The following is a 24,340-nucleotide window of genomic DNA, read 5'->3' on the forward strand; positions in this document are numbered from 1 at the left end:
TCGCGGTCTCCAGGGCTTTAGACTTTCACTCGTCACCGCTCTCGCGGGACGCATTCGCGGCGGCGATCAGCCGACGCAGCGGGACGCTGTTGAAAGTGGCGTTCCGGTTCTTGAGCGGCCGCTCCAGGAGAAACGCCGCGATATCGGGATTGAACCACGCGGCCTGCACGATCTGGTCGGCGCTTTCTCGGCTGTTCGGAAGCAGCTCAAGCATCAACTTGAACCGCTTGATAAGCCCGCCCCCGGCAAGATCGCCTTTGAAGTGGCGCACCGCCAGTTGCGCCCAACCCGGGATGCCCATCTTCTCCGCAGTGTCACTGCCAACAGTCGCTCGCTTCTCGGCTTCCTTGAAGTACGACAGGATCTTGTGGGCCTGGCGAAGGTTGTTCATCTCTTCGGGCGAATAGACCCTTGCGAGAATCTGCTCGTTGTCCTTGAACTCCTTGGCAAGCCGCGCGAAATGCACCTCGAGCGTATCGCCTACTTGGCGGGTGCCTTGGACCTTGTCCGCGAGAACTTCGGACGCGGCAGCCTTCCAGCCGCGCGCCGCCTGCTCGTCCTTCCCGATGACGTCTTGGATTTCCTTCAATTTTGCGTCGGCGCCATATTTGTTCCCGAGGAGCTTCTTCGCGACATCGCGGGGATCCTCGCGCAGCAAAGTGCCGACGGCGGACCGGTCGATCTCGGCTTCGGTTGCCTTGCGGTTCACGCGCGCGGCTTCCAGGTCCGCCTTAGTTTGTGCCGACAGCTGCTCGCCGCGCCGCGCAGTCGCGACAATGTCCTCGAACTCGGTCCGGACCGCCGGAAATTGCGCGAGGATATCCGAATAGGTTCGCGCCCAAGCGTTGGCGCGGATCGAGTTCACCGAACCATCGGCGTTGAGGGCCGACCTCGCAAAGTCGGACCGCAGATAATCGCGAAGCGCCGCATGAGCATCCGGCGCCGCCGGCGCCCCCTCAAGTGCCCGCGTCAAGCTAGCTGCCTTCTCTGGCGAGGCCAAGAACCGGTCACCAGTCGCGCTCGGCGGGGTGCCGCCACGATTGAGTTGGCCATCGACATTCTGGCCGCCGCGATCAAGCTCACGAGTGAAGCGCGCCATTTCATCCCTTCGCTCGGGGCGGAAACGTTCTGCAAAGCGCTGATAGTTGGCGTTGGCTTCCGAATAGCCGGGCGCTTCCTCGATGGTTCGGTTGATCGCACTGCGCAGCCGGCCGAGGTTGTCGGCCAGGTCGAAATTGCCGGAAGCCTGGGCCCGCTCCTGGGCCGGGCCGATGAACTTCCGGAGGTCCGCCAGGTCCGCGCCGAGCGCGGTGCCGGGTCCACCGACGTTGACCATCTGCCCGCTTTCCGGCGGTTGTTCGACCATATGTGGCCGCAGAGCGTTTAGCCGCCGGATAAAGTCCTCCGGCAGCACACCGGGCGCCAGGCCGTTCGCATTGCCCCGGATCCTGTCGATCGCTGAAAAGATGGTGTCGGCCGGAAGTTCATCCGCACGGCCGCGAGCGTGGTCGAATAGCCGATTCTTCTCGGCTCGCGCGGGGATGTACGTCCTGTCGACGAGGGCCTCGTCCAGGCGACGAGAAGCGTTCGCCTTGACCTCACTGTTGCCGAGCGCCCCGAACGGCTGTCCTTGATCCGCCCGAATGCGGTCTACGGAACGGTGCGCCTCTTCCCTCTGGAGGATCTCGTTCTCCGCTGCGCTGACACGCTCGTCCCGCGCCTGCGCGGCGCGGCGCATGACTGAGCCGAGGTCGGCCTCTGGATCTCGCATAGCTTCGACGCGTTCGGCAGCAGCACTCTTCACGTTCTGATCGCGCTTGATGAAGTCCGGCGCTGACTTGAGGCGCGCTCCCTGCTCGGCAGCAATCAGGCCTGGATCTCGCGACAGCAGCCCTGACGTCGGCATGGCCGAACTCTGCAACGGCGAGGCGCCCTCCTCCGCCGGCCGCGCCAATGCCGCCGCGTTCTCGCGGATGTCTTGCGCCAGCGCCCGCGGCGCTCCCGACGCGGCGCCCTGAATCTTGGCGGCGGCGCGGTCGACGTCGGCGATGCTGTACGGCGCCTTGGTATTTGGGTTGAGCGGGATCGGCGCAGGGGCGGAGCCGAAAGAGCGAGCCGCAATGTTCCGGATCGCCCCTGCAAGACCTTCAACGGTGCCCTGGACGGTATTGGCACCCACTGCCCCGGCCAAAGGTGCGATGAAGTTCGCAATCTGTTTCGGTATCGTGTCGCCCACGACGGCGTGTTCGGGCACGTAGTTGTCAACGGCGTTTACCGCCACGCCGGAGCCCATTCCGCCGATCGTATCGCCGACAAGGGTCCGCGCAGGCGCCTCTGCGTAGGGCCGGGATAGATGATCAAGTACGCGCCCGCCGGCCGTGTCGGCTCGCGTGTTCGCAGCGGCAACGCTTGGAGCTCGAGCGGCCAACATGGCACCGGTGCCGACGGCTTGGGTGCCGAACCGGTTGACGTCGTAGGCGAGCTTCTCGCTGCGCGACATGGTCGCCGGATCGATGCCGGGGAGCACCGAAGTGGCCTTTTCAACCAGCTTCGACGCCGGAATGGCCGGCGCAATGTTCGTGCCGAATACCTTGTTGATGCCGCCCGTGATGAGGTTCTGCGCGCCGGCCGCGAGGTCGAACGGGCCAGTGACGATGTCCGTGAGGCCCTTGCCAACGCCCTGGGCGCCGACGGTGAAGTCGCGCACGGCACCGCCGACACTGCTCGGGAGCAGCGATGCGGGGCGCTCGACGGGCTGCGGTTCGGGGGTAACGTAGAGACGGCCGCTCTGCGCGGCGTTCTGCGCGCCAAGGCCGGGCGTGGCCGGTGCGGGCGCCGGCTGCGCGGCGGCTTGCGGCGGGACGCTCGCGAGCGCGCGCTGAATGTCCGCCGGCGTAAAGTCGTCGGGGAATTCGTGCTGCTGACCTTCGAAATCGATGATCTGCGGCATAATCAATGCGCTTTGATGATCATGTTACAGACCAACGTCGGCTGAACGTTGCTGTGCGCTTGCCCGCCGGCGTTGGTGGTTGAACCAGAGACGCTGAGGGTGCCCGATGCCGTGCCCGTCACTCCGATAGCCTGCTGATGCCCGAAACTGCCGCCTCCGCCGACGCCGCCGCCATAGCTGCTATCATTGACGACAGCGGACGCCGTACCGGACACGGAAAGAGTGCCGCCTGCCGCACCAGATATGTTAAGCGCCGCGGAGGTCGCCGGAGTAAGCGTGACGCTCTCGCGGCCACCAGTTGACCCGAGTATAGGTGATGCGCCGAAATAGCTGGACGAGAGTCGACCCGCGCCTCCGTCAACGCCCGCGATGACACGTCCGCGCGCGTCCGGCTTCTTTGGATTGCCGGAGCCATCCTGGCCGTGTGGGTAACCATCGGCGATGTAGCCGGCGCGAAGCATCGGGAATGCGGTGTCGGCGAGCAGGACGCCACCGTCGGCCCAATCCCAACCGGCCGGAACCGTTGTGCGAGACCACGGCACCGGCCCGAAGCCGGCCGGGATGATCTGGTTCGCGTCTGTCCCAAGTTTCGCGAGCGTGACGGCAGCGTCCGCCAGTTTCGCTGTTGTCACCCCGCCGTCGGCAATCTTGTTCGTCGACACGGCGCCGGTTGCCAGCTTGGAATTCGCGACGACGCCATCCGCCAGCTTGTTGGCGGCCACTGCGCCGTCGGCCAGCTTGACCGACGTGATCGACCCATCAGGGATAGCGGCGGCCGCGGTGAAATCGGCGATCTCGTCCCACTTGGCCGGCTCAAAACTGACGCCGGAAGTGTGGGTGGTGTTCGCGATGTAGAAGATTGAATTGTGAAAGACCGTGCTGGTCTCGGCGGTGTACAACACGCCGCTTGCCCACTGCGCCGGCGCGGCGAAACCGAGAGTCACGCTCGAGTCGAACTGTTCTTTACCGACCGAGCCGCGCTTCAGGGCGCCGTCGTCGTCCTGAATCTTGGCCAGGTTCTGTTGGGTGTCGTCCATCGCCAGCTTGACGGCGTTGAACTCTGCGTCGAGGTCTGTGCCGGATTGCTGCGAGGTCGGGTTTTCGGCGCTAAACAGCGCGAAAGAGTTCTGACGGTTGTAGGGCGTTGATGACATTGGTCGCCGACGGAATGAGAGGAGAGCGCGGGATTGCGCGGTGGGTGCCGTCGGCGAAGCGGCGTTGCGTCCGTGGGATAAAGTGTAACTCAGAAACTCTTTTTGAAAAGTGAAAGGTTGTCACGCCGCGCGAGCGTTGCATTGCGGGTCGAGCAGCACTACGAACTACAGACGCCGCAAATCATTGGTGAGCAAATGTTTCCCACTCGTTTGGCAGAAGTCTCCGCGTCTGAAGTGCTCGCGGTCATTCAGAACGAAGCGGCTGAGACGCTGGATTTTGAACTCAAGCGCGCGCTCCCGACCAAGAAAGGCGGTGCCGATCCTTGGATGATTGGCGGGAAGCTTGGTGACGAGGCGAAGACGAACTGGCCGCGGAAATCATCGCCTTTGCGAACACCGTCGGCGGCACGCTTATCGTTGGCGTGGACGAGGACACCGCGACAAAGCGTGCGAAGCCGCCGCTGTTTCCCATTCCTCGCTGCAAAGAAGCCGCCGCCCGATTGCATCAAGCGATCAGCGATCGGATAGAGCCAAAGCTTCCCGTCTTCGAGTGCGAAGGGGTCGTGACCGAAACAGACGGCACGAGCGGCGTCATCATTATGCGGACGCTCGAATCATACCTCGCTCCCCACCGACACTCGCAGAACAATCACTGCTATGTTCGGCGGAACGACCGTGCCGAACCAATGAGCATGCTTGAAATCCAGGAGATGACGCGGCAGAAGGCGCGCTCTGCCGCAGACGCAGGCCAAGCGTTCAAAGATAGCTCTGAGCGATTCTTCTCGTGGCTACCTAACGAGCACCAGCGCGTTCATCCTTACAACGGATTGCAGGGAGTATATCAAGCGGGAGGAGATAGCCGCGCGTGGATTAGCATTTGGGCCTTGCGCGTCACCGCTCGTCCGCTCGCGCCGTTCTTGCTCGCAGACCTCTTGAAACAGCCCTGGCTCACCCAGATAGGCGCAAACGCGTTTGTTGGTAACGGTCAAATTAGGCAACTCACGTGGCGAGATCTCAAAACAATCCTCGGCTTAGGGCGGTCGAACGCGATCTGGAGGGCATCAATTGTTTTGGGAAGGACCGCGTGACGAGCGAAGGGCTTATTGAACGCTTTATCTGGCAGAAGCGGATCGAGAGCCCTAAGCCGCGTGTAGATTTCCTTGATATCACTGAGTTGCTTTGGAACGTTGCGTGCGTAGTCCACGCTGCTCAGGTAATCCGCAAAGCAAATGCTCGTCCGACGCAGCAATTTGCTCTCGAAATCGAGCTGATGAACTCAGATCCCCTTCACGTTCACGGGTATACGAACGCTCCTAGCGCCACCATACCTGCAGGTACCGTCCTGTTCCCACGATACGAAGTCGGAGAAGCGCAGGACCTCAATGAATTGATTCTGACAGTCGACAAAGACGTTTGGAATCTTGGCGGCCAGCATCCAACGTGGGAGCTCGGTGTCAATTGGCCCCCGTAACTTAGGCCTACCGCTCGATACCCTCGAGTTCTCAAGAATCTGAAAATTAGTAGAGCGGCTTTGCGAACTTTGGACGCGAGGCCGAGGGCTCCCCCCTAGGGGTGGGTGTCGGGCCGGGGGCGGTTACCGGCCGAGGCCGAGGGGTTCGCAGGCCTGCGCGCGTAAGCAGTGCTAGCCCTTCGTCGATCGTGTCAGCCAATTGCCGCATCATGACACGGCCCTCCGCCGTCAAGCGATCGCCTTGCTCGAGCGCTGCCTGGCGTGATCGCTCGAGGTTGCGCTTTGCTCGCACTCCTTGAGCTGTCAGCGCTGGGCACGTCTCGAGCTCTGCTATTGCGGCGTCATACTGCGCGTCGGTGCGCGCGGTCATGACGCGATTGAGCGCTATCACTGCGGGATCTTTTGAAGGCAAAACTCGCTTTTTCTTCATGTGCGCTCCTCCACGATGCAATGAGTCTATCTAAGTTGATGACGTTGCTCAAATGTTGGAGTCGCAAAAATGCCTGCGGCACCGCGCTTTCTTGTATGGAGATGCGAGATTCAAAAACCCGACAAAAGCGTGCAAATCGACAAACACGCAAAAACATCAACGTCAAAGGTGTCGGGTTTTACGTGTTAGACTTTTCCAGACAGAATATTTGTTGCTGAATTTCCAACAGAGCGCATCCTGATGGCGGGTCGAAAGCCCAAACATCAGCCGATAGCCAATCCGGTCAGCGGCGATCACAATCTTGTCCAGGGGCCGCGCGCGTATGTCCAAGGCGCACGCCCAAAGGTGCGCGGGGCCGTCTGATGTCGGTCATTTCGCCCCTGGACTGCCCATTTGCTCGAAAGGCAAAACATCATGCGCAACTCGACCGCCCTCCGCACTTCGTCCCACTCAAATGATCTTGGCGCCCTGCTCGCCCGCCGCGGGACTGATCTAATCCTGGCCATTGAGGACGGAAACGCTCTTGTCCGTTGTCATGTGAGCTCCGCGATCGCCGCAGCGATGCTGGCGCCGCTGAAGGGCAAAGCAGCCGGCCAATTCCGCGCTCTGCCCGACAACCTGGTCGAGATCGATGCCGCTGTGACCTTACCGGTGGCATTGCGTATGATGGAAGCCAAGGCAGCAATGGAGAAAACGCTGCACTGAAGCCGATGGCGGCGCGCGGCAGCAATGCCGCCCGAACGGCCTAAAATCCGCGCTCGTGCTTCCCCGGTGCTTCCCCGGGGTCGGCGCGGGCGCTATCAGCGCGAACGGGAGAACAAATGTTATCGCAGTTTCAACGAGTTAACTGGTCGGGGCAGCTGGATTCGAACCAACGACCTGCAGTACCCAAAACTGCCGCGCTACCAGGCTGCGCTATACCCCGAATGTCCGGCGCGCCCCGTCGATACACGCTTCCAGGCGCGCCAGCAAGGCGCCAATGACGCCGTTCCGGCGCGCCTATTTGCTGCCGAACAGCGGGTGGGCGACCCGGTCGCCAGGACGGATGCCGTATTTCTGCGCCGTTCCCGCCACCACCTCCAGCACCGCCCGGGCGGGGCCCTGAGACGAGATGATCTTGGTCGACATCGGCTCGGTGTTTTCGGCGATGCGCAGGATGCGGCCGTCGGCGCGGATGAAGATCATGTCAAGCGAGACGTAGGTGTTCTTCATCCACATCGACACTTCCTGCTCGGGATTGAAGTCGAACAGCATGCCTTTGCCGTCGGCCAGTTCCTTGCGGTACATCAGGCCGGTCTGCTTCTCCTGCTCGGTCGTCGCCATCTCGACCGAGAACACCTGCACGCCGCTTCTGGTGACGATCTCGAGCGGCTGGAAACTCGCGGCGCGGACGGATCCGATTGCGGCGACCATGCCGGCAACGACGAGGAAGACGGCAAGCCAGCCCTTCGCAACGGACCAGACGGCCTTTCGATCAGAATTCATGGGAGTACTCGAGGCGTGGGACTGGAACAGTCCTTACGCAACGGTCGCCGGAAAAGCCAGAGGCGCGCCGGTCGGCCGGTGCGCCTGTGCTCACGATTGCGGGAATTGGTGCGTTTAGTGCGACTGCAAGCCCGGCGAGCCGGTCTCGGGATGGATTTCGGCCGCCATCATGCCCTTGGAGCCGGGCCCGAACCGAACCAGCACATACTGGCCGGGGCGCAGTTCTGTCATGCCGAAGCGACGCAGCGTCTCCATGTGCACGAAGATGTCGGGCGTGCCCTCGCCGCAGGTGAGGAAGCCGAAGCCGCGCAGCCGGTTGAACCATTTGACCTGAGCCCGCTCCAGGCCGCTGGTCGGGGTGACCGTGACGTGGGTGCGCGGCGGCAGCATCTGCGCCGGATGGATCGCGGTGGATTCGTCCATCGAGACCACGCGGAATGCCTGATAGCCCTTGGCGCGCTGGATGCACTCGACGACGATGCGGGCGCCCTCGTAAGCGGTCTGAAAGCCGTCGCGCCTCAGCACGGTGACGTGCAGGAGGACGTCGGGCCAACCATTGTCGGGAACGATGAAGCCATAGCCCTTTGAGGCGTCGAACCATTTGATGACGCCGTGAACCTCGACCAGATTGCCGCTGACCTCACCCAGTCCGGTGAAGGGGCTGAGCGCGCTGTCGCGACCGCCACCGTGCTCGCCCACGGGAACTCCAACCTTCTTGGACTCAAATCCGTCCGACGACCCCATAACCCCGGACCCCACACTGCCATGCAACCCGCCACATTGGCGGCGCTCGAATCACGCGTCTTAAGAGAATGTTCTCAATTCACGCGACGCGAATCTTTCGACTCAAAAGATAACACTCCCGGTTGCGAGGCATAGACAAAAAAGAGATTCGCCGGGACCTATGAACAGCTTGCACAGCCGCGAATCAAACTGATGCCTCAATTCCCGGCAAAGGGCCCGAGCGTTTCGCCGATGTCGTGATGGATCACGAGGTCGGCGATGTCGTCCTGCTCGGTCGGCTCGCGATTGATGATCACCAGACGTGCGCCGGCGTCCTTGGCCAACATCGGAAAGCCTGCCGCCGGCCACACCACCAGCGAGGAACCGATTGCGATGAAGAGGTCGCAGCTCTGCGACAGCGCGGTTGCCCGCTGCATTTCGTCCTCGGGCATCATCTGGCCGAACGAGATCGTGGCGGTCTTCACCGGCTCGTCGCACGTGGTGCAGTTGGGCGCAGCGCCCTCCGCGTCGAATCGGCACTTCACCCAGTCGAGCTGATAGACCTTGCCGCACCCGATGCAGCGCGCATAAGTAGTATTTCCGTGAAGTTCAATCACGTGCTCGGCCGCCAGCCCCGAGGCCTGGTGCAGATTGTCGATATTTTGGGTGATGATCGCGGGAACCTTGCCGGCGCGATAGAGCGAGGCCAGCGCCCGGTGGCCGCGGCCCGGCTTTGCAGCTGCGAAGACCTGCTCCATCGCAAAGCGGCGACGCCAAGATTCGTCGCGCGCCTCTTGGCTCGCCACGAACTCGTCGAACGGGATCGGACGGTTGCGCGTCCACAGTCCGCCCGGCGAGCGGAAGTCGGGGATGCCGCATTCGGTCGAGATGCCGGCGCCGGTGAACGGTACGATTCGCTTCGCTTCGGCGATCATCTCGCCGAGCCGTTCGACGCCGCTGCGAAGATCCGATGCAATCAATCGCTGCTCCCGATGTGTTTGCGCTAGCTGCAAGGCGCACAAGCGGCAAGATTATTGACGCTCTTGTCCAACAAGATGGAAAGAGCGAAGAGAAACAGAGTAGGCAACTCCTGCCGCCCTTCGCATATCACAATCCTGCAATGCCTCCTCCCCATTGATGCCCTATTCGAGAGCCCCAATGGATGTGTTGAATCCGACTCACGGCGCAATGCGGCGGCAGTGCTCGAGGTCAGTGGAAAACACAGGTTCAGGTGCGAACAGAGGGGATGGACATGACCGAAGATGAAGAACGCAAAGCCCGCGAACGCGACGAGATCGCCGCCCGTGTTGCCGCCTTCCGCGCCACCCAGGAGAGGTTCAAGCGCGAGCGCGAGGAATATTTCGTGTCGACGCTCGATAATGCCCGCAAAGCGGAGCGTCCCTCGCTCTGGCCGTAGAGCGTGAGGTCAGGCGCACGCGAACGAAAAAAGCCCGGAGCCTTGCTCCGGGCTTTTCGCTTGTCAGTCGCTACCAGTGGCGCCAGTGGTGATGCCGATAGTATGGTCCGCCGCCGTAATAGGCGTAAGGACCCGGTCCGTAATAGTAGCCCGGGCCGTCATAATAGCCGTAACCCGGACCGTAATAGCCGTACGGATGCGATGCCGCGACCGCGCCCGCCGTGATTGCGCCGGCGGCAAGGCCGAATGCGAGGCCCGGCCCGATACCGCGGCCACGCGCCTCGGCAGGCGCAGGCGCCGCGACCGCGGTCACGCCGACGGCTGCGACGGTGGCCAGAACTGCCAATGTCTTCTTCATAATCTCCTCCTTCGCGCGTCTCGCGGAGATAACGGCGAGGGCTTGCGATAGTTGCGGCAATGCGGAACCGCAAGCCGTCCAAAAAAATAGCGGGCCAGCGGGAACGAACGCTCCCTGCGCGGATTGACTCTGCAAGTGCGGAAGCCTTCACCATCCGGTTGAGGCGACAGCACGAAGACCCCGTCAGCATCCTCCGCGATGCTGGCGGGGTTTTTAGTTTCACGGGAGAGATGGCAGCAGAGGTGAGCTTCTGCCAGCGGGGCGGACGATCGAGGAGGAGAGATGCCCATATCCGCTTTGCTGGCCCGTATCCGCCGGCTCGTGCCAAAATCCGACGATCAGCACTACGAGGAGATCGTCCGCAGCTTCGGCGTCGGCACGCTGCGCCCGCCGGCGAAGCCGATGAGCGACCGCGAACTGGCGCAGGCCATCGCCGAGTTCCTCAAGGAACGGCCGTCGAGCGAGTCCGTTGCCGCCCTCGGCCGAAGGCTCGATCCCTCCTCCCGCCTCTGAACGCGTTACTTCTTGTGAGCACGGAACAACATTTTCGCGCACACGTTGAGTCGTCTTCAGGCAGAATGAGGCCCGACATGCCGGTGTGGCTCGAAGTCCTGCTCAACCTGTCCGGCTATGCCGGTTTCGTCGCGCTCGCAACGCGCGGCGGCATGTTCCGGGATACGTCCGTGGACGATCGGATTTGTGGCGAGAAGCGCTAGTTCACGTGCGGCGCCTGCCCCGCCGTGCGCATCAGCCGATCCGCCTTGACCGCGACACGCGTGTCCTCGGCCTGCGGCCGCAGCGAAAAGCTAATCGCCACGAAAGTGAGACAGAAGAGCGTGCCGACGATGGCGACGCGCCGGTAGGTGTGGCGGTCGCCTTGATGAAAGGACGGCTCCGAAAATGGCGTCATGATAAAATGGCTTCTGAGGAAACGCGTTTCTTGCAAGGTCGTTTCTTGCAAGGTGATTTCTTGATTGTCGTTGCCAGACACCTATCCCAAGTAGCGGCAAGTGCAACGCGATTGGACTTTTAACCTAACCGAATAGGGTTATTTGCTTTCGCCCAAGCTTTCGTTAGGCGTTGCGCGCGATCGCGGTGCGCCGCTTCTGCATCGCGGAAGGACCGCGCCGTCACGGCCCGCCGCTCCCAATCGCCTTTGTTCCAGCTTCGACTCCTTTTCGTTCGCAGAGAACGAATCGGAATCCAGGAAATCGGCGCGGAGCAATCCTTAATAAGCCGTGACGAGGCGCGCGGCGAACGTCCGATCACGTAAGGTCGGTCGCTGCGGCACCGTTAGCTGCCTTGGCGTGGCTGCGAGTGGCGGACGCACCGAACGACAGCATGCGCAGCCCGCCGTGACGGACGTGTCCCGCATCGACACAGAAGGCGTGGCTTGTTCTGCATCCGACTCCATTTCGTTCGCAAAGAACGAATCGGAGTCGGAAAAATCAGCGGGGCACGAATCCTAACGATCCGTGAAAGCGTGCGCAGTCACGTCTCCGGCGCATGAGTCCTTGGCGGAAATATTTTCGGCGGTAAGAATTTCGAGACGACGGCGAACACGATGACGATCTCACGGCACGGCTCGCATCGAAAGCTGTTGGGTGAGTTCGCCGTCATCGGCTTGGCGCATTGCGGGCATGTCATGCTGCGCGAACGCTGACGTCACAGGTTCGTTCCGTCACGTTGGCTTTCAAGGGCAATCAGCGATGGCGTTCGCTGATCCAATCACGCCGCCCGCTTGGCTTTGCCCTTCTCCGAAAAGCATTCCAGGATTTGGATGCGGAGCTCTTCTGCGGCCGGGCCATCGAGCTTTCTGAGCTCGTTCCAGAGCCTAATCACTTCGCGCTGTTTCTCGACGGTCATGAATCACCTCCAAGAGAAGATGACCAACTAGAACAAAATGAGAACAAAAAGTCGAGTCCCTCCCCGAAATTCCAGAGGGCGTGGCGGCTTGAACCTGCTCCGCGCTGCGCAGGCCTGGGATTTCAGCGCCTCGCATACGGCAGCGCCGCCTGACGAACATATCCCGTCATCGCGGCGCGGTTGCTATTTGGATTTTCAACCTTACGTTACGAGCGTGGCAGGCCGCCAGGCGCTGAATCCCAACGTCGCCAGTCAAGAGAGCCCCGTGCGAACGCGCGGGGTTTTTCTTTTCAGCCGCGGCTGGGCGCCAGGCGACAGCCGCGGGGACGAGTTTTCCTCTGTCGCATTGTCCGGCCGAATTCGATGGCGCCGGCCCTGGTGCGACGCGGCGTCAAGGCCCCGAAGTCCGCGCACCACGTGTGGGACTTGCGCGAGGCGCCGACGATCCGCCAGTCGATGAGAGCTAAATCCCGATCGGTCTTTGCCCCGCTTGCGGCGAACCGCAGGGCCCGCCGGGACCGAACAGTCGGCGCTCCCTGGGGCTTGTCCTGATCGTCGTGGTGATGTTCGGCGTTGCCGTCGCCGAACACCACTTTTTTCAGCGGTTGACCCGTCGTGATCCTTCGCGAAGCATCTCCGGCCTTAGACGGCGTCCTTGGCCACCTTCAGCGGCGAGGCCTTGACCGACTTGCTCGCCGGCTTTGCCGCAAACTGCATCGGCTCCTTGGTGAAGGGATTGATGCCCATCCGGGCTTCGGTCGCCGGCTTGTTCACTACCGACATCTTGACGAAGCCGGGAATGACGAACTCGCCGGACTCGTTGAGCTCCTTGTAGCCGACCGTCGCCATGTATTCGATCACCGACTTCACGTCGTTCTTCGACAGCTGCGTGCCTTCCGCAATTGCATCGATCAATTGGGTCTTCGTCATCTTCGCCATGTTCTGAATTCCTTTGAATGGGTGCGCGCGAACAACTCTGCTGTGGACGCGGCCGGACCCGCGGAGGCGCGCTTCTGATTCATGCCAGAGGTCATGAAGTGACGGGCTTAGAGCCTATCGAGGCTCAAAACGCAAGCAGGGGCTCTCTGCGGTTCCCGATATCCGGTGAACGGTGTCACGGCATGTGCCGGTACTTGTTGAACCATTTGCCCCCTGGCGCGTCTTACTCTTGAAGTCCCTAAGCTTCACCCCGCCAGAAAGCCCCGCTTCCCCCAGGCGGGGTTTTCGCTGTTGGATGCCTGTTAGGACGCCGCAGCTGCTATATGGTCGAGAGGTTTCTCGTGGGGGGCTCATGAAGGTTGCTATCGTCATCGCAGGCTTGATCGTTGTTGCAATCGCCGCCCTCGTCGCCATCCAGCCAAGCTTCTTGAAGCCTGCGTCCTTGGCCCTCGTGAAAAAATCCGACATCTTCGGCTTCTCGCCCGGAATGACATTCGACGAGACAAGCAAGCTCGTCAGTCAACGTCGCTACCTCTGCCGCCAGATCCGCGGTTCGTACACCCTCGAATGCGACATCAATGGCGCCAAGGTCACGGTCCATAGCGACGAGGCCGACGTCAGGCATCCGATCTGGCGTGTCCATGCGGAGTTGACCAATCCGGGGCCGCAGGACGTCGCCGTCAAATCGATCTCCGACCAGTTCAACGCCCAGCCAGCCAAGGACCGCGAGGGCTGGACATGGATCGTCGGCCGTGGGCTCAAGCTGAGCTATGACGGCCTCGCCTTGAAGCTCGAGGACGGGAGCGCGGAGGCCCGGCTTCGCAAAGACGAAGCCAAGCGCTAGATCCGGACAAGTGTGCAGCGGCTGTCCGAAAAGATTACGCTCAAACAATAACCTTAAGCGCGATGACGCTTCATCCTGATCTCATCGCGCGCTTAGAGAGCACTGCGGGTCACCTCATCGTGAAACTTGTGACTCGGCACGCCTTGTTGAGACTTCGGTAACCTAACGCCTCCAATCTCGCATCAGTATCGTTGCGTTGGAGTATCCCCACAGTGCTGGATTTTAACGAGCTGCGCGAACTCGCAGCTGACGTGCGCATTTTCGTCGATGTCGCCGAGGACAAGGCCGAAGCGCTGCGAGCCGTCATCGCAGCCTATGACGTCGTGCTCGCCATCTTCCCCTCTGGAGACGGCATGGGCCTCCACGTCGTCAAAGGCAAAGAGATCCTGGACAAGATCGCAAGCTCGCGGAGCCACGCGATGTACAGCCACACGGCCATCGCTGTTCCTGATCTCGAGCACGCAGAAGTACTCAAATACCTGACGGTCCCCGTCGAGCAACGGATCGCAGCCTGAAGCGGGGGGTTGTGGGTGAATCGGTGCGGGCCGAGGGTTCACCTCTCCCGTAGTTGCCGAAGGTGTTCGGCCGGCATGTTTGCCCGGCGATGCAAAGCATTGTCCAGAGACGCCCGCGTCGGCGGCCTCCTCACCATGACGCTCTGATATCTCGCCACAAAGCGACCTGAGGCCCGCCAGAAGCGGGCGTCTGACGGATGGGCTCCGGGCGAGCTATCGCTACGTTCCTTGACCTGCGATAGGCCTTGCCCGCTGGCGAGAGGTGACCCTCGAACGAGCGAGCGAAGCCGATTTCGCTACGAGCCGCATGGTTCTTCAGCAGCGGGCGGAAGCATTCGCACGTCCACCGTTGAAGCAGTTGCAGCAAGCTTGGGAGGAAGCCAGCATGCGAGCTGCAGGATGGGGTTCTCTTTTGGAAGCATTTCCTGCATAATGCTGCATGGCAAAAATCAAAGTTACTTTCAAAACCGCCCGGATCTCAGAGAACGACTGGAAGATACTGGCAGACTACCCCGATAGCGAACAGCGCGAAATCAGCGGATTCACCAGCAAGGCGGATGCCGACGACTGGATCAACGGCGACCGCAAGATCGCCTGGCTCCGCTCTCAGGGTTACGCCAAGTGACGCGATAGCTCGATCGCATCGCTCTTCAGCTCCACGTGGGGCGGCCTTGGTCCTCCAAGGCTGCAACGACCCGCCTTCGGTTCATAGCAGCACCTATGAACGCGTTGCTACTTGATGAGCTCCGTCATCGGCTTGCCCTTGTCGACGACAACGACGTTCAACAACTTCAACGGCCTGTCACCGCCGATCTTGAATCCGGCGTGAGGCACATCGCGCGGTTTATGATCGCAGCCCCTGGCAAGTCGCGATGACTTCCATCCGGCAGATCGAGCGTAGCGCCTTGCAGCACGTAGACGATTTCCTCACTAGGATGGATGTGCTTGGCCACTCACCGGCAGGCATTCGACGACCCCCACGACGACGTCCATGTCCTTTCCGGTGAGATCGTCTCTCTTCAATTCCGTTCTGGAAATCGACGTTTGAGAGCTCGCGCGCGGCCATCGGCGCAAGGGCCCGGCGCCGCCAATTGAGTGCACTGTCCTCGTAAGTCGTCGCCCATTTCCTGACTTGCTCACGGACTGTCCTTGGCTTTCCGGCTCTCGCCAATTGAAACCGGCTTGTTCAGGAAATACTCGCGGTTACCTGTCGCTGCTTCCGCATATTGGTCGATGGCCACGATGATGGCCTGGACGTGGGGATAGCACCATCCCTCCCGCGTCGCCTTTCGGCGAACATCCTCGAGCGCGCTCAGGAAGGGCGAGAGCCCTTGCTCGTCGTCGAACCAACGCCTGCTCACCACGTTCTCCCGCCAAGCACCCTGCCCTCGGTCTGGCGCGGCTGCGCACTCTTCAGCGCGTCCCGCTGGGCACAGAGACTTTCAACCTTCGCCTCCATCCGCGACAGCAGGGCTTCGGCCGATGCCGTCCCAAAACCCGCCCGCTGTAGCTGGAGGATTTCCTTCCTCTGCCTCCCCGTCTGGATGCGCATCCATTCGATCTCCCGCCTGACAGCGTCCAGGTCCGGCATGTTCAACCCCGCGATTTGAATATGGCTTATGAGAACAAAAACGGAACGAAGAGTCGAGTCAGACGTTGGACGAAAAAGAAAAAGGAGACGTGTGATGGCCGACAACACCCAGAAGGACCCGAAAGACTGGGTTTCCGGGGATGACCCGATGACAGGAGCGCAGGAATCCTACCTCAAGACCCTCGCCGAGCAGGCCCATCAGAACCTGCCTGAGAAAGAGCTGACCAAGGCCGAGGCCTCCGAGCTGATCGACAAGATGCGGCAAAAGGCCGGGCTGGAGGAGTGACCCCCATGATTGCGGGAACCCGGGACCATGTGTATGCAAACGAAATTGGGAATCGAAAATGCCTTATTTCGTTTGCGCCCGCGACGGTGCCGGGCAGATCATTTTGAAGAGGGACACCAGGGAAGCGGCCGAGAAGAAGGCCGCCGAGCTCCGTGACGTCGGCTACTTCGAAGTCGAGATCATCGCGAAAGCGGCCGAGAAGGCCGCCTGAGCAACTGGTGTCGCATTGCGCACCCTCGCGGAGGTGCTCCTCCGTCTGCGCCGCACTTGGGAGGCCCTGCCAGAACGGATGCAAGCGTGCGAATGCGCAGCGGCCCTGCCGTCATGGGGAATGGACGATCGCTGCTCGTTTTGGCTAGGCTGATCCAAAATCTGGAGGAGCCAAGATGCCGTACTTCACATCCAGGCAGGACCAGGCGCAACGCATGTGCAAGGTGCTGGCCGACGTGTTCTGCGCGATTTTGCTCGCGACCTTCTCGATTGTGTTCTTCGGACTGCTCGGCGGCATTGCCGCCTTCGTTGTAGTTGAGGCCGGCCTACTTGCGATTGACTGGCTCTTGCCGAACGAGGACGATGCGGCAGGCGTAGTTCGCTAATGGACTTTCCCGTGGCTCCACGCCGAAGCAGGCGGGGCAGTCGGGCTTCGTCAAAACAGATCGCCTATGAACTTGATGATGCTGACGATCAGGCCAGAGAGACATGCTGCAGTGCCGAGGTCGGCGAGATAAAGCAACACGTCACGTTCGTCCTCACTTAATTCTGCCAGTGCCTTGCGCATCTTCCCTCTCCATGGCCTCGATCAGCTCTTCGTCATCGAGAACATCCAGCAGATCATTGATTGTCTTATTGCCGTCGCGCGACCCCGGCTCGACATAACTTGCTAGAATAACCTGGGCCTGTTTGACGGCTACCCTCACGCGATCCGGTTTCACGGCCGGTACTCTACTTACACTGTGGAAGCTAAAACGCAGATAGGAACGGCGCGTTCCTTTACTCAGCCCCTTGAATAAGCTGGCGCGCAACAACCCTTCGGATGTGATTTCGCGATACTCCACGTCAGCGTAGAACTTCGGTTCGACTCTGACGGGCTTGTCAGAAGGTCTTGGCCAGCGGGCCACAGGACGCTGTATTCCGCTCACGCGCACCTGCGCCCGCCCCCTGCCCCTCATTCCCTTTTCCTGCTATCTCCTAGCCTCGCCGTCCCGGCCGAAAAGCAAGACCCTCCATCCGTTCCAGGGAGCAACAACCATGCGATACCTCCACACCATGCTGCGCGTGCGCAATCTCGATGTCGCGCTCAAGTTTTACCAGGATGCGCTTGGTTTGAAGGAGGTGCGGCGGATCGAGAACGACAAGGGGCGCTTCACACTGGTGTTCCTGTGCTCGGCGGACGATCTTGAAGGGCTGAAGAAGCAGCCGCAAACGCGCGGCGCGCCGCTGGTCGAGCTCACCTGGAATTGGGACGAGGAGAAGTACGGCGAGGATCGCTTCTTCGGCCATCTCGCTTATGAGGTCGACGATATCTACGCCACCTGCGAGAAGCTGATGAAGGCCGGCGTCACCATCAACCGGCCGCCGCGCGACGGCAACATGGCCTTTGTCCGCTCGCCCGACCTGCATTCGATCGAGCTGTTGCAGAAGGGCGAGCCGAAGCCGCCGCAGGAGCCTTGGGCATCGATGCCGAATACCGGCCATTGGTAAGACCTAGCAGGAACAAGCCCTCTCGCCCGTCGTTCTCTTCCCAACGAAGCCGATTGGAGGAGGATGCGATGGCGAGAGGGCTGTTGCTGTGGATGCTTGGCGTGCCGATTCCGGTGATCATTCTGTTGTGGCTGTTCTTCGGCCGCTGAGCGTCGCGTTGAATTTGCAATGAAGGCTCCGCCCCGGGCGGAGCTTTTGCATGATGGGCTCCGCGCAATCGCGCATCGCTCGCTGAGGCGAATTCCGCTATCAGGCGCGCAAACGACAACGCCGCGGGAGACGCCTCATGCCTGACACCAAACTGACGATTTGGGGCCGCGCCAACTCGGTCAACGTGCAGAAGGTGCTGTGGTGCCTCACCGAGCTCGGCCTGCCCTACGAGCGCATCGATGCCGGCATGCAATACGGCAAGACCCGCGAGGCCGAGTATCTGGCGATGAATCCCAATGCGCGGATTCCGACGCTGGTCGAGGGCGATTTCGCGCTGTGGGAGTCCAATTCGATCATGCGCTATCTCTGCCTTGCGCATGGGCGCAGCACGCCGATCTACCCGGAGGCGCCGAAGCTGCGCGCCTCGGTCGACCGCTGGCTCGACTGGACGCTGTCGACGGTGCAGCCGGTCGATCGCCCGGTGTTCTGGGGCATCGTTCGCACCGCGCCCGCCGAGCGCGACATGCTCCAGGTGCAGCGCGATGCCGATGCCGCTGCCGAGGTCTGGGCTATCGCCGATGGCCTGCTCGCCTCGCGCCGCTTCATCGAGGGTGATGCGTTCACGCTCGCCGACATCGCGATCGGGTCCTATGCGCGGCGCTGGCTTGGCGTCGAAGGCATCAGTCGTCCTGCGCAGCCGCACCTCACGCGCTGGCTCGCCGAACTCGGCAAGCGGCCCGGATTTGCGCAATTCGTCGCACCGCCGATGTCGTGACCGCTGACGCGGCGTAAGTTGCGATGATCGCGCGAGGAATCGTCGTGGTGGCGCAAGCGCCCGGCGTCACGGCAGCACTTGATGGCTACTGTGCATGGGGTTGTTTTCGCATATTTTGTTGTGGCCCTAGAGCCAGCCGCGCTCGACCAGCAGCACGCAGATGATCAGCACCAGCGTCACCGCCGCGGTGGCGAGCCGTGCGGTCCAGCTGAGGCCATGGCCGACCCACCACAGCAGCGCGCAATACATCAGCACGGGGACGAGGATATCGAGCCGCAACAGGTCCGCCGACATGGGCCTTTAGCGGCGGATGCTGGTGTCGACGCTGACCGAGCCGCCGACCTTCACGCAGGTCCCGGTGCCCTCGACCATGACGAAGCGCGGACCATAGGAGGCGCAGGAGCCGGCCTTTCCCGCACCGGCCGTGCCCTTCAGCGGCAGGGTCTTGCCGGTCTCCTTGCCCGTCTGCGGCCGCTCCGCAGGCGGCAGGCGCAGGCTCTCAGCCGCGCTCGCGGACACGGCAGCAAACGTGATCAGGATGAGGAGCGGCACGCGCATGGCCGCCTTGTAGCCCGGACGGGCCGTACGCGCCATCGGATCGGCGCACAGCGATGTCAGAGGAATTTGATGCCGGCCGACTTGCCGCGGCGCCAGACCACCTGGCAGCTTCGCCCGGTCCGCGCATCGCGCGCGAAGGCCATCCGGATCACCCCGGGAAGCTGGCTCGCATCCTCGTCCATCGTGATCTTCGCGCCCGTAGCCGAGATGTCCTGGACCAGGCAATGCCGCGCCGCGAATCCGCCGTCGAGCGTGATCCAGGCGTGCCGCGACAGCAGCTTGCGCTCTGAGCGCTTCTTGGGCGGTGGCATCGGAAAAATCTCCCACTCCAGCGCTACTCAGGGAACCCTAAGAAACCGTTGAATTCGCCCCCTGATCATCCCGGCTCGGCGCTATCCACCGGGAGCAAAAGAGCGTTCCCGAACGGCTTGCCCGGGAGCGCAAAGGCCACTATACGTTCGCGCGCTGCAAGCTGCCGGGCACTGTTCGGCCGGCCAGCGGCCGTGCCGCGGAAAGCGGCGGGGCCCTGCGTTTGCTCCCTTCGTCTATCGGTTAGGACGCCACCCTTTCACGGTGGAGAGAGCGGTTCGATTCCGCTAGGGAGCGCCACGCTCTATCGAGCTCCCGCCTCTTCAGCCTGCCATTTCGGGGCAAGGCGCGCCTGATGCAGGCCGCCTACACGTCATCAGCTCAATATCCGACCGATCCGCGCATTTACCGGAAATTTACCCCTGCTCCTGCGCGATGGTATCGTTTGCTTAGAATTTGGCCACTACCGTCGAACTACGGATATCACCCCGAAACCCCCGGTTGGCGTTCATGTCTGTTGCAGAGTTCCTGAGGCAGCGTGCAGTGGAAGTCACCTTGAACGGCAGTTACTCGCTGCCGCGCTGGTATGATTGCGAGGGCAAGCTGCGCAGCTTCGCCTGCCGCACTAAGCGCGTCTCACCCTTCCGCATGATCGTCGACGTACCTGTGGTCGGCAAGGTCGGCGAGCGCTTGACCTCCTACTTCCAGGATTTCGGCGAATTCCAGTGCACGATCAGCGCGACGCTGAAGTCGGGCTTTCTGATGGAGCTCGACATGACGCGGGCGCGGCGCGCCTGGATGTCCGAAAAGCTCACCTGGCTCGAGAAAAAACAGAAGGACGCCAGCGTCCAGGAACTGCGGCAAGACGCGCGCTTCGTTCCGCAAGTCCCGCACACGTTCCTGACGCTTGCCAACGGCAGCACCCATTCGTGCTTCATCATCGACGTCTCCACCGCAGGCGTCGCGATCTCCTGCGAATACGACCCGCCGATTGGAACCCCGCTTGCGGTCGGCGCCTGCGTCGGGCGCGTGATCCGCAAATTCCACCACGGCTTTGCGGTCAAGTTCGCCGAGAAGCAGTCCCGGGACGACCTCGTCCGGCTGATTGTCCGCACGCCCATGCTCCAGTCGGCCTGAGAAGCCGGGCAGATCGCTGCCCTATCGCGGCCCCAATGCAGGATCAGTTTTTGCCGATCCGGATGTCATATTTGCAGACTTGCGATCGGGGGAACCGAATGGCAGTCGACAAGATCACGGTTGATAAGATCACAGTTGATAAGATCACCTGGGACAGGGTTGGCCGGGTCACCGAGCCCGGACGCTACATCTATACCTTCGGCTGGCTCACCATCACCGCCGGCGATCTCGAAATCTGGAAGCGATATCCGCAGGCCGCCTTCACGCTGCTGGCGCAACCAGCCGAGCCGGACGATTCCGTTGGCGCGGAATTCCATCTCGGAGCCTTCGATATCGCTCCCAGCGGGCCACCGCCGTTCACCACCCATTGAGCGAAGAAACCCACCCATTCGCTTGATCTGACTTACCAATCAGATCCCGTGACGGGGCGCGCTGCCACAGGTGACGAGGTGGCTTTGCCATGCAATTGATGATGCTCACATTTGGCGTTTGGCGCCCTGATGAACGCTGGCTGTCGCGCTCGTTAAGCGAGCCGACAGCGAGCGCATGACACATGGTCGCACCGGTGAATGTAGATAAGCTCATCAAGGGAACCTATTTTCGGCGCCGATGTACCTGATTGAAGCGCTACCCACTGTCATCGGAACTGCCGCCGTCGCGCCTGCGCTGCTGATGCTGTGGCTTGTCATCGCCGCCGAGGAGCGCCCGGGCCCGCCCGCCCAGGTCTGGACCGCCTTCCTGCTCGGGGCGGCTAGCATCTCGCTGCTGGGCCTCGCCCGCGCCCCCTTCGCCAGGATGGTCGCAGCGCCCGACGATCCCTGGGCGGCGCTCGCGATGCATTCGGTCATCGGCGTCGCGCTGCCGGAGGAAGCCGTCAAGGTGATCGCCATCGTGCTGGTCTCCTCGACCAAGCGGCGGACCTTCGCCAATCCGATGGACACCGTGGTCTACGGTGCAGCGGTCGGCCTCGGCTTTGCCGCTTACGAGAACCTTGCCTATCTGGTGCAGCATGCCGAGATGTGGCGCTCGCTGGCCGCCCTGCGCAGCGTGCTGACGGTGCCGTTCCACGGCGCGCTTGGCATCATCGCAGGCGCCTACCTCACCATTGCCCGTGCCGGCACGGCGCTCGGAGCCAACCGCCATCATCGCGACTGGGCCCGCCTGTCCAGCCGCCTACTGATCTTCGCCGGCCCACTCGCGCTGCATTCGGCGTTCGATTTCCCGCTGCTCACTCTCCAGCGCATGCCGGACCTAGACCCGACGCTGCGGATGTGGCTGGGCGCGGCGAGCCTGTTGATCGGCTTCAGCTCGATCGCGTTCGCCATCCGCCTGGTCCGACGGGTCGCGCGCCATCACGCGCCCCGGACCGAGGTCGCCCGCGAGCGGCTCAGCCAGCTGCGCCGGATGTGGGCGCTGCTGCTTGCCGGCGGCGGCGTCGGCTTCCTCGGCCTCGCCTTCGTGCTGACCTCGCTCCATCACTGGCTGATCAATCCCGAGCGCAATCTGGCGCTGGCGCTGATCCCGATCGGCCTCACCTCGATCCTGCTCGGTCTTGCACTTCTGATTGTCACGACCGCGATCTACATTCTCGGCCGCAACCGCATCCGCACCAGCGCCGAAGGTTTTTCCTCGGCGCCCGGCGGGGGGTGACCCTCGCGGGATGGCCAGCGCGCCACGCACCTAGTAGATTGAGTCCAGCCCTCTCGTCCCGGAGCCTGCCGATGACATCGCCCGAGGAGTTTTCACGGATGCAATCGGCGATGAGCCAGGCGGTCAAGGCGCATTGGAAGGCCTTTCTGTTCGAAGGCATCCTGCTCGGCGTTCTCGGCATTGCCGCGCTGATCCTGCCGCCGCTCGCGAGCCTTGCGACCGCGATCTTCCTCGGCTGGATGTTCCTGATCAGCGGCATCGGCGGATTGATCGCGACCTACTGGGCGCGCAGCACGCCGGGGTTCTGGTGGTCGCTGATCTCGGCCGCGCTGGCGGTGCTCGCCGGCGGAATTCTGCTGGCACGGCCGATCCAAGCGGTGCTGACGCTGACCATCGTGCTCGGTGCCTATTTTCTCGCCGAAGGCGTCACCACCATCATGTACGCACTGGAGCACCGTCGCGAGCTGAGCAGCCGCTGGTCATGGCTTCTGATCTCGGGCCTCGTCGACATCGCGATCTCCTTCATGGTAATCGCCGGACTGCCAAGTTCGGCGGAATGGGCGATCGGCGTCCTGGTCGGTATCAACCTGCTGTTCGGCGGCGCCACCCTGATCGGCATGGCCCTGGCGGCACGCAAGAGCAACACCTGAGACGCTCGTTGCGCCGTGTTCTGTTTGGGGGGTGACAACCCGCCAGCGCCGCGCTATATGGCCTGCCATGATCACCGTCGCCACCAGCTATTTTTGGTACTTTAGCTACGACAGCTCGCTGGCGGCGGGAGGATCGCGCTCAATCTGACACATTGCAGCAAACGTCCGAACAAGCCGCCAAACCTGGCGGCTTTTTTATTGGCCGGCAGGTTCTTAACAGACAGGAGCCCGCCGTGCTGAGCACGACCGACGATCTTCGTATCCGCGAACTGAAAGAGCTGAACACGCCGGAAGAGGTGATGCGGGAGGTCCCGCGCACGCTCACCGCGACGCGCGTGGTGATGGCGGCGCGCAACGCCATCCATGCGATCCTGGGCGGTCAGGACGACCGCCTGCTGGTCGTGGTTGGCCCGTGCTCGGTGCATGATCCCAGGGCCGCGCTCGACTACGCCGAGCGCCTCGTACGCTTACGCGAAGACCTCGCCGACCAGCTCGAGATTGTGATGCGGGTCTATTTCGAGAAGCCGCGCACCACGGTCGGCTGGAAGGGCCTGATCAACGATCCCGATCTCGACGGCAGCTTCGACATCAACAAGGGCCTGCGTCTGGCGCGCAACGTGCTGTCGGCGGTGAACAATCTCGGCCTGCCCGCCGGCACCGAATTCCTCGACATGACGACGCCGCAATACATCGCCGACCTCGTGTCCTGGGCTGCGATCGGCGCGCGTACGACCGAGAGCCAGATCCATCGCGAACTGGCGTCGGGGCTGTCCTGCCCAGTCGGCTTCAAGAACGGCACCGATGGCAACGTGCGGATCGCCGCGGACGCGGTGAAGTCGGCCTCGCATCCGCATCATTTCATGGCGGTGACCAAGCTCGGCCGCTCAGCGATCGCCTCGACCGCGGGCAACGAGGACTGCCACATCATCCTGCGCGGCGGCAGCAAGCCGAACTATGACGCGGCAAGCGTCGCGGCCACCTGCAACGAGCTGACCAAGTCCGGCGTTGCGCCGCTCGTGATGATCGATGCAAGCCACGCCAATTCGAGCAAGAAGCCGGAGAACCAGCCGCTGGTGACGACCGATATTGCCGGCCAGATCTCGAGCGGCGAGAACCGCATCATGGGCGTGATGATCGAGAGCAATCTGGTCGCCGGCCGTCAGGATGTGGTGCCCGGCAGGCCGCTTACCTATGGACAGAGCATCACCGACGGCTGCATTGACTGGACGACCACGGCCGCCGTGCTTGAGCAGCTCGCCGATGCAGTCGAGATCCGCCGCAACACCCAGCGCGCTGGTCTGCACGAGCGATCAGCTTAGGACATGACGAGGCGAAGTCTCAGTCGCGGGCTCAATTCTTCACCTCTCCCCGGCGGGGAGAG

Annotated in this window: 35 protein-coding genes and 2 tRNA genes; 20 read left to right on the forward strand and 17 right to left on the reverse strand. The window is 62.2% G+C overall.

Going from position 1 to position 24,340, the window contains the following annotated elements; all coding sequences use genetic code 11:
- Positions 1-25 precede the first annotated feature (25 nt).
- The gene (locus IVB12_RS06500; RefSeq protein WP_247296775.1) at positions 26-2,950 is read right to left on the reverse strand and encodes a hypothetical protein; all 2,925 of its coding nucleotides are present in this window, start codon (positions 2,948-2,950) and stop codon (positions 26-28) included.
- A 2-nt stretch (positions 2,951-2,952) separates the two neighbouring features.
- Complete coding sequence (locus IVB12_RS06505) at positions 2,953-4,104, reverse strand: tail fiber protein (RefSeq protein ID WP_247296777.1); 1,152 nt, start codon at positions 4,102-4,104, stop codon at positions 2,953-2,955.
- Between the two features lie 141 nt (positions 4,105-4,245).
- Between IVB12_RS06505 and IVB12_RS06510 the strand changes: the two genes are divergently transcribed.
- From IVB12_RS06510 to IVB12_RS06520, 3 genes are all read left to right on the forward strand, one after another.
- On the forward strand, positions 4,246-4,632 hold the full coding sequence (locus IVB12_RS06510; protein WP_247296779.1) for a hypothetical protein: 387 nt from the start codon (positions 4,246-4,248) through the stop codon (positions 4,630-4,632).
- A 556-nt stretch (positions 4,633-5,188) separates the two neighbouring features.
- Positions 5,189-5,575 carry a hypothetical protein gene (locus tag IVB12_RS06515; protein WP_247296781.1) on the forward strand — a complete coding sequence of 129 codons (387 nt, stop codon included), beginning with the start codon at positions 5,189-5,191 and terminating at the stop codon, positions 5,573-5,575.
- An 844-nt stretch (positions 5,576-6,419) separates the two neighbouring features.
- Positions 6,420-6,710 (forward strand): hypothetical protein, encoded by a 291-nt coding sequence (locus IVB12_RS06520; RefSeq protein WP_247296783.1) that lies wholly within the window; start codon positions 6,420-6,422, stop codon positions 6,708-6,710.
- 143 nt (positions 6,711-6,853) lie between these two features.
- Here IVB12_RS06520 and IVB12_RS06525 read toward each other — a convergent pair.
- The 4 genes from IVB12_RS06525 to IVB12_RS06540 form a co-directional block, all read right to left on the reverse strand.
- Positions 6,854-6,930 (reverse strand) — tRNA-Pro (locus IVB12_RS06525).
- Between the two features lie 74 nt (positions 6,931-7,004).
- Positions 7,005-7,490, reverse strand: a complete 486-nt coding sequence (locus IVB12_RS06530; protein ID WP_247296785.1) for a DUF192 domain-containing protein — start codon at positions 7,488-7,490, stop codon at positions 7,005-7,007.
- Positions 7,491-7,604: 114 nt separating this feature from the next.
- Entirely contained in the window at positions 7,605-8,234 is a 630-nt protein-coding gene (locus tag IVB12_RS06535) for a cold-shock protein (RefSeq protein WP_247296787.1), read from the reverse strand.
- A 197-nt stretch (positions 8,235-8,431) separates the two neighbouring features.
- Entirely contained in the window at positions 8,432-9,193 is a 762-nt protein-coding gene (locus tag IVB12_RS06540; protein ID WP_247296789.1) for an NAD-dependent protein deacetylase, read from the reverse strand.
- A gap of 272 nt (positions 9,194-9,465) precedes the next feature.
- On the opposite strand from IVB12_RS06540, the gene IVB12_RS06545 reads away from it, so the two are divergent.
- A complete protein-coding gene (locus tag IVB12_RS06545; protein ID WP_247296792.1) occupies positions 9,466-9,630 on the forward strand; it encodes a hypothetical protein in 165 nt (54 codons plus the stop codon).
- Positions 9,631-9,700: 70 nt separating this feature from the next.
- On the opposite strand, the gene IVB12_RS06550 is transcribed toward IVB12_RS06545, so the two are convergent.
- Complete coding sequence (locus IVB12_RS06550) at positions 9,701-9,988, reverse strand: hypothetical protein (protein WP_091887817.1); 288 nt, start codon at positions 9,986-9,988, stop codon at positions 9,701-9,703.
- A 282-nt stretch (positions 9,989-10,270) separates the two neighbouring features.
- Here IVB12_RS06550 and IVB12_RS06555 point away from each other — a divergent pair, with 282 nt between their 5' ends.
- Together IVB12_RS06555 and IVB12_RS38090 are read left to right on the forward strand one after the other, a co-directional pair.
- The gene (locus tag IVB12_RS06555; protein ID WP_247296793.1) at positions 10,271-10,501 is read left to right on the forward strand and encodes a hypothetical protein; all 231 of its coding nucleotides are present in this window, start codon (positions 10,271-10,273) and stop codon (positions 10,499-10,501) included.
- Between the two features lie 77 nt (positions 10,502-10,578).
- Complete coding sequence (locus IVB12_RS38090; protein WP_256467094.1) at positions 10,579-10,704, forward strand: hypothetical protein; 126 nt, start codon at positions 10,579-10,581, stop codon at positions 10,702-10,704.
- Here the strand turns inward: IVB12_RS38090 and IVB12_RS06560 are convergent.
- The 3 genes from IVB12_RS06560 to IVB12_RS06570 all read right to left on the reverse strand — a co-directional run bounded on the left by IVB12_RS06560 (position 10,701) and on the right by IVB12_RS06570 (position 12,793).
- Positions 10,701-10,898, reverse strand: a complete 198-nt coding sequence (locus IVB12_RS06560; protein ID WP_249817266.1) for a hypothetical protein — start codon at positions 10,896-10,898, stop codon at positions 10,701-10,703. The genes IVB12_RS38090 and IVB12_RS06560 overlap by 4 nt on opposite strands.
- 818 nt (positions 10,899-11,716) lie before the next feature.
- Positions 11,717-11,854 carry a hypothetical protein gene (locus tag IVB12_RS06565; protein WP_247281017.1) on the reverse strand — a complete coding sequence of 46 codons (138 nt, stop codon included), beginning with the start codon at positions 11,852-11,854 and terminating at the stop codon, positions 11,717-11,719.
- 642 nt (positions 11,855-12,496) lie between these two features.
- Complete coding sequence (locus tag IVB12_RS06570; RefSeq protein ID WP_008558895.1) at positions 12,497-12,793, reverse strand: HU family DNA-binding protein; 297 nt, start codon at positions 12,791-12,793, stop codon at positions 12,497-12,499.
- Between the two features lie 352 nt (positions 12,794-13,145).
- Here IVB12_RS06570 and IVB12_RS06575 point away from each other — a divergent pair, with 352 nt between their 5' ends.
- From IVB12_RS06575 to IVB12_RS06585, 3 genes are all read left to right on the forward strand, one after another.
- Complete coding sequence (locus IVB12_RS06575) at positions 13,146-13,637, forward strand: hypothetical protein (RefSeq protein ID WP_247296798.1); 492 nt, start codon at positions 13,146-13,148, stop codon at positions 13,635-13,637.
- Positions 13,638-13,849: 212 nt separating this feature from the next.
- Positions 13,850-14,152 (forward strand): hypothetical protein, encoded by a 303-nt coding sequence (locus IVB12_RS06580; RefSeq protein ID WP_247296799.1) that lies wholly within the window; start codon positions 13,850-13,852, stop codon positions 14,150-14,152.
- Between the two features lie 439 nt (positions 14,153-14,591).
- Positions 14,592-14,777 (forward strand): hypothetical protein, encoded by a 186-nt coding sequence (locus tag IVB12_RS06585; RefSeq protein ID WP_247296801.1) that lies wholly within the window; start codon positions 14,592-14,594, stop codon positions 14,775-14,777.
- A gap of 511 nt (positions 14,778-15,288) precedes the next feature.
- Here IVB12_RS06585 and IVB12_RS06590 read toward each other — a convergent pair.
- Both IVB12_RS06590 and IVB12_RS06595 read right to left on the reverse strand, forming a co-directional pair.
- Positions 15,289-15,513: a hypothetical protein gene (locus tag IVB12_RS06590; protein ID WP_247296803.1), complete on the reverse strand. Its 225-nt coding sequence runs from the start codon at positions 15,511-15,513 to the stop codon at positions 15,289-15,291.
- Positions 15,510-15,743 carry a hypothetical protein gene (locus tag IVB12_RS06595; protein ID WP_247296805.1) on the reverse strand — a complete coding sequence of 78 codons (234 nt, stop codon included), beginning with the start codon at positions 15,741-15,743 and terminating at the stop codon, positions 15,510-15,512. Before IVB12_RS06595 ends, IVB12_RS06590 begins: the two co-directional genes overlap by 4 nt.
- 94 nt (positions 15,744-15,837) lie before the next feature.
- Between IVB12_RS06595 and IVB12_RS06600 the strand changes: the two genes are divergently transcribed.
- The 3 genes from IVB12_RS06600 (at position 15,838) to IVB12_RS06610 (ending at position 16,625) form a co-directional block, all read left to right on the forward strand.
- Positions 15,838-16,029 (forward strand): DUF3072 domain-containing protein, encoded by a 192-nt coding sequence (locus tag IVB12_RS06600; protein ID WP_247296807.1) that lies wholly within the window; start codon positions 15,838-15,840, stop codon positions 16,027-16,029.
- Between the two features lie 58 nt (positions 16,030-16,087).
- Entirely contained in the window at positions 16,088-16,240 is a 153-nt protein-coding gene (locus tag IVB12_RS06605; RefSeq protein ID WP_247281008.1) for a hypothetical protein, read from the forward strand.
- Between the two features lie 175 nt (positions 16,241-16,415).
- Complete coding sequence (locus IVB12_RS06610) at positions 16,416-16,625, forward strand: hypothetical protein (RefSeq protein ID WP_247296809.1); 210 nt, start codon at positions 16,416-16,418, stop codon at positions 16,623-16,625.
- Positions 16,626-16,675: 50 nt separating this feature from the next.
- On the opposite strand, the gene IVB12_RS38095 is transcribed toward IVB12_RS06610, so the two are convergent.
- A complete protein-coding gene (locus tag IVB12_RS38095; RefSeq protein WP_256466494.1) occupies positions 16,676-16,807 on the reverse strand; it encodes a hypothetical protein in 132 nt (43 codons plus the stop codon).
- Entirely contained in the window at positions 16,779-17,198 is a 420-nt protein-coding gene (locus IVB12_RS06615; protein ID WP_247296811.1) for a hypothetical protein, read from the reverse strand. Before IVB12_RS06615 ends, IVB12_RS38095 begins: the two co-directional genes overlap by 29 nt.
- A 79-nt stretch (positions 17,199-17,277) precedes the next feature.
- On the opposite strand from IVB12_RS06615, the gene IVB12_RS06620 reads away from it, so the two are divergent.
- The gene (locus IVB12_RS06620; RefSeq protein WP_247296813.1) at positions 17,278-17,730 is read left to right on the forward strand and encodes a VOC family protein; all 453 of its coding nucleotides are present in this window, start codon (positions 17,278-17,280) and stop codon (positions 17,728-17,730) included.
- A gap of 286 nt (positions 17,731-18,016) precedes the next feature.
- Positions 18,017-18,655, forward strand: coding sequence for a glutathione S-transferase (locus tag IVB12_RS06625; RefSeq protein ID WP_247296815.1), 639 nt, complete (start codon positions 18,017-18,019; stop codon positions 18,653-18,655).
- Between the two features lie 126 nt (positions 18,656-18,781).
- On the opposite strand, the gene IVB12_RS06630 is transcribed toward IVB12_RS06625, so the two are convergent.
- From IVB12_RS06630 to IVB12_RS06640, 3 genes are read right to left on the reverse strand one after another with little or no spacing between them, the layout of a single operon-like run.
- On the reverse strand, positions 18,782-18,949 hold the full coding sequence (locus IVB12_RS06630) for a hypothetical protein (RefSeq protein WP_247296818.1): 168 nt from the start codon (positions 18,947-18,949) through the stop codon (positions 18,782-18,784).
- 6 nt (positions 18,950-18,955) lie between these two features.
- A complete protein-coding gene (locus tag IVB12_RS06635; protein WP_247297291.1) occupies positions 18,956-19,213 on the reverse strand; it encodes a hypothetical protein in 258 nt (85 codons plus the stop codon).
- Between the two features lie 56 nt (positions 19,214-19,269).
- Positions 19,270-19,524 carry a PilZ domain-containing protein gene (locus IVB12_RS06640; protein ID WP_247296819.1) on the reverse strand — a complete coding sequence of 85 codons (255 nt, stop codon included), beginning with the start codon at positions 19,522-19,524 and terminating at the stop codon, positions 19,270-19,272.
- Positions 19,525-19,747: 223 nt separating this feature from the next.
- Here IVB12_RS06640 and IVB12_RS06645 point away from each other — a divergent pair.
- The 6 genes from IVB12_RS06645 to IVB12_RS06670 all read left to right on the forward strand — a co-directional run bounded on the left by IVB12_RS06645 (position 19,748) and on the right by IVB12_RS06670 (position 24,278).
- Positions 19,748-19,822, forward strand: a tRNA-Glu gene (locus IVB12_RS06645).
- A gap of 210 nt (positions 19,823-20,032) precedes the next feature.
- A complete protein-coding gene (locus IVB12_RS06650) occupies positions 20,033-20,659 on the forward strand; it encodes a PilZ domain-containing protein (protein WP_247296822.1) in 627 nt (208 codons plus the stop codon).
- 98 nt (positions 20,660-20,757) lie between these two features.
- On the forward strand, positions 20,758-21,030 hold the full coding sequence (locus IVB12_RS06655) for a carbohydrate porin (protein WP_247296825.1): 273 nt from the start codon (positions 20,758-20,760) through the stop codon (positions 21,028-21,030).
- A 238-nt stretch (positions 21,031-21,268) separates the two neighbouring features.
- Positions 21,269-22,309: a PrsW family glutamic-type intramembrane protease gene (locus IVB12_RS06660; RefSeq protein WP_247296829.1), complete on the forward strand. Its 1,041-nt coding sequence runs from the start codon at positions 21,269-21,271 to the stop codon at positions 22,307-22,309.
- Between the two features lie 71 nt (positions 22,310-22,380).
- On the forward strand, positions 22,381-22,959 hold the full coding sequence (locus IVB12_RS06665) for an HdeD family acid-resistance protein (RefSeq protein ID WP_247296831.1): 579 nt from the start codon (positions 22,381-22,383) through the stop codon (positions 22,957-22,959).
- Positions 22,960-23,192: 233 nt separating this feature from the next.
- Complete coding sequence (locus IVB12_RS06670; protein ID WP_346658486.1) at positions 23,193-24,278, forward strand: 3-deoxy-7-phosphoheptulonate synthase; 1,086 nt, start codon at positions 23,193-23,195, stop codon at positions 24,276-24,278.
- Positions 24,279-24,340 lie beyond the last annotated feature (62 nt).

Source organism: Bradyrhizobium sp. 179 (assembly GCF_023073535.1).
Taxonomy (GTDB): Bacteria; Pseudomonadota; Alphaproteobacteria; order Rhizobiales; family Xanthobacteraceae; genus Bradyrhizobium.

What these genes read in the sequence shown, in the direction of transcription:
- IVB12_RS06545 (WP_247296792.1), top strand. Translation starts at nt 9,466, where the DNA reads ATGACCGAAGATGAAGAACGCAAAGCCCGCGAACGCGACGAGATCGCC.
- IVB12_RS06555 (WP_247296793.1), top strand. Translation starts at nt 10,271, where the DNA reads ATGCCCATATCCGCTTTGCTGGCCCGTATCCGCCGGCTCGTGCCAAAA.
- IVB12_RS06610 (WP_247296809.1), top strand. Translation starts at nt 16,416, where the DNA reads ATGCCGTACTTCACATCCAGGCAGGACCAGGCGCAACGCATGTGCAAG.
- IVB12_RS38090 (WP_256467094.1), top strand. Translation starts at nt 10,579, where the DNA reads ATGCCGGTGTGGCTCGAAGTCCTGCTCAACCTGTCCGGCTATGCCGGT.
- IVB12_RS06505 (WP_247296777.1), bottom strand. Translation starts at nt 4,104, where the DNA reads ATGTCATCAACGCCCTACAACCGTCAGAACTCTTTCGCGCTGTTTAGC.
- IVB12_RS06570 (WP_008558895.1), bottom strand. Translation starts at nt 12,793, where the DNA reads ATGGCGAAGATGACGAAGACCCAATTGATCGATGCAATTGCGGAAGGC.
- IVB12_RS06640 (WP_247296819.1), bottom strand. Translation starts at nt 19,524, where the DNA reads ATGCCACCGCCCAAGAAGCGCTCAGAGCGCAAGCTGCTGTCGCGGCAC.
- IVB12_RS06650 (WP_247296822.1), top strand. Translation starts at nt 20,033, where the DNA reads ATGTCTGTTGCAGAGTTCCTGAGGCAGCGTGCAGTGGAAGTCACCTTG.
- IVB12_RS06560 (WP_249817266.1), bottom strand. Translation starts at nt 10,898, where the DNA reads ATGACGCCATTTTCGGAGCCGTCCTTTCATCAAGGCGACCGCCACACC.
- IVB12_RS06535 (WP_247296787.1), bottom strand. Translation starts at nt 8,234, where the DNA reads ATGGGGTCGTCGGACGGATTTGAGTCCAAGAAGGTTGGAGTTCCCGTG.
- IVB12_RS06625 (WP_247296815.1), top strand. Translation starts at nt 18,017, where the DNA reads ATGCCTGACACCAAACTGACGATTTGGGGCCGCGCCAACTCGGTCAAC.
- IVB12_RS06620 (WP_247296813.1), top strand. Translation starts at nt 17,278, where the DNA reads ATGCGATACCTCCACACCATGCTGCGCGTGCGCAATCTCGATGTCGCG.
- IVB12_RS38095 (WP_256466494.1), bottom strand. Translation starts at nt 16,807, where the DNA reads ATGCGCAAGGCACTGGCAGAATTAAGTGAGGACGAACGTGACGTGTTG.
- IVB12_RS06595 (WP_247296805.1), bottom strand. Translation starts at nt 15,743, where the DNA reads ATGCCGGACCTGGACGCTGTCAGGCGGGAGATCGAATGGATGCGCATC.
- IVB12_RS06660 (WP_247296829.1), top strand. Translation starts at nt 21,269, where the DNA reads ATGTACCTGATTGAAGCGCTACCCACTGTCATCGGAACTGCCGCCGTC.
- IVB12_RS06605 (WP_247281008.1), top strand. Translation starts at nt 16,088, where the DNA reads ATGCCTTATTTCGTTTGCGCCCGCGACGGTGCCGGGCAGATCATTTTG.
- IVB12_RS06585 (WP_247296801.1), top strand. Translation starts at nt 14,592, where the DNA reads ATGGCAAAAATCAAAGTTACTTTCAAAACCGCCCGGATCTCAGAGAAC.
- IVB12_RS06635 (WP_247297291.1), bottom strand. Translation starts at nt 19,213, where the DNA reads ATGCGCGTGCCGCTCCTCATCCTGATCACGTTTGCTGCCGTGTCCGCG.
- IVB12_RS06565 (WP_247281017.1), bottom strand. Translation starts at nt 11,854, where the DNA reads ATGACCGTCGAGAAACAGCGCGAAGTGATTAGGCTCTGGAACGAGCTC.
- IVB12_RS06615 (WP_247296811.1), bottom strand. Translation starts at nt 17,198, where the DNA reads ATGAGGGGCAGGGGGCGGGCGCAGGTGCGCGTGAGCGGAATACAGCGT.
- IVB12_RS06550 (WP_091887817.1), bottom strand. Translation starts at nt 9,988, where the DNA reads ATGAAGAAGACATTGGCAGTTCTGGCCACCGTCGCAGCCGTCGGCGTG.
- IVB12_RS06655 (WP_247296825.1), top strand. Translation starts at nt 20,758, where the DNA reads ATGGCAGTCGACAAGATCACGGTTGATAAGATCACAGTTGATAAGATC.
- IVB12_RS06630 (WP_247296818.1), bottom strand. Translation starts at nt 18,949, where the DNA reads ATGTCGGCGGACCTGTTGCGGCTCGATATCCTCGTCCCCGTGCTGATG.
- IVB12_RS06600 (WP_247296807.1), top strand. Translation starts at nt 15,838, where the DNA reads ATGGCCGACAACACCCAGAAGGACCCGAAAGACTGGGTTTCCGGGGAT.
- IVB12_RS06665 (WP_247296831.1), top strand. Translation starts at nt 22,381, where the DNA reads ATGACATCGCCCGAGGAGTTTTCACGGATGCAATCGGCGATGAGCCAG.
- IVB12_RS06575 (WP_247296798.1), top strand. Translation starts at nt 13,146, where the DNA reads ATGAAGGTTGCTATCGTCATCGCAGGCTTGATCGTTGTTGCAATCGCC.
- IVB12_RS06520 (WP_247296783.1), top strand. Translation starts at nt 6,420, where the DNA reads ATGCGCAACTCGACCGCCCTCCGCACTTCGTCCCACTCAAATGATCTT.
- IVB12_RS06500 (WP_247296775.1), bottom strand. Translation starts at nt 2,950, where the DNA reads ATGCCGCAGATCATCGATTTCGAAGGTCAGCAGCACGAATTCCCCGAC.
- IVB12_RS06530 (WP_247296785.1), bottom strand. Translation starts at nt 7,490, where the DNA reads ATGAATTCTGATCGAAAGGCCGTCTGGTCCGTTGCGAAGGGCTGGCTT.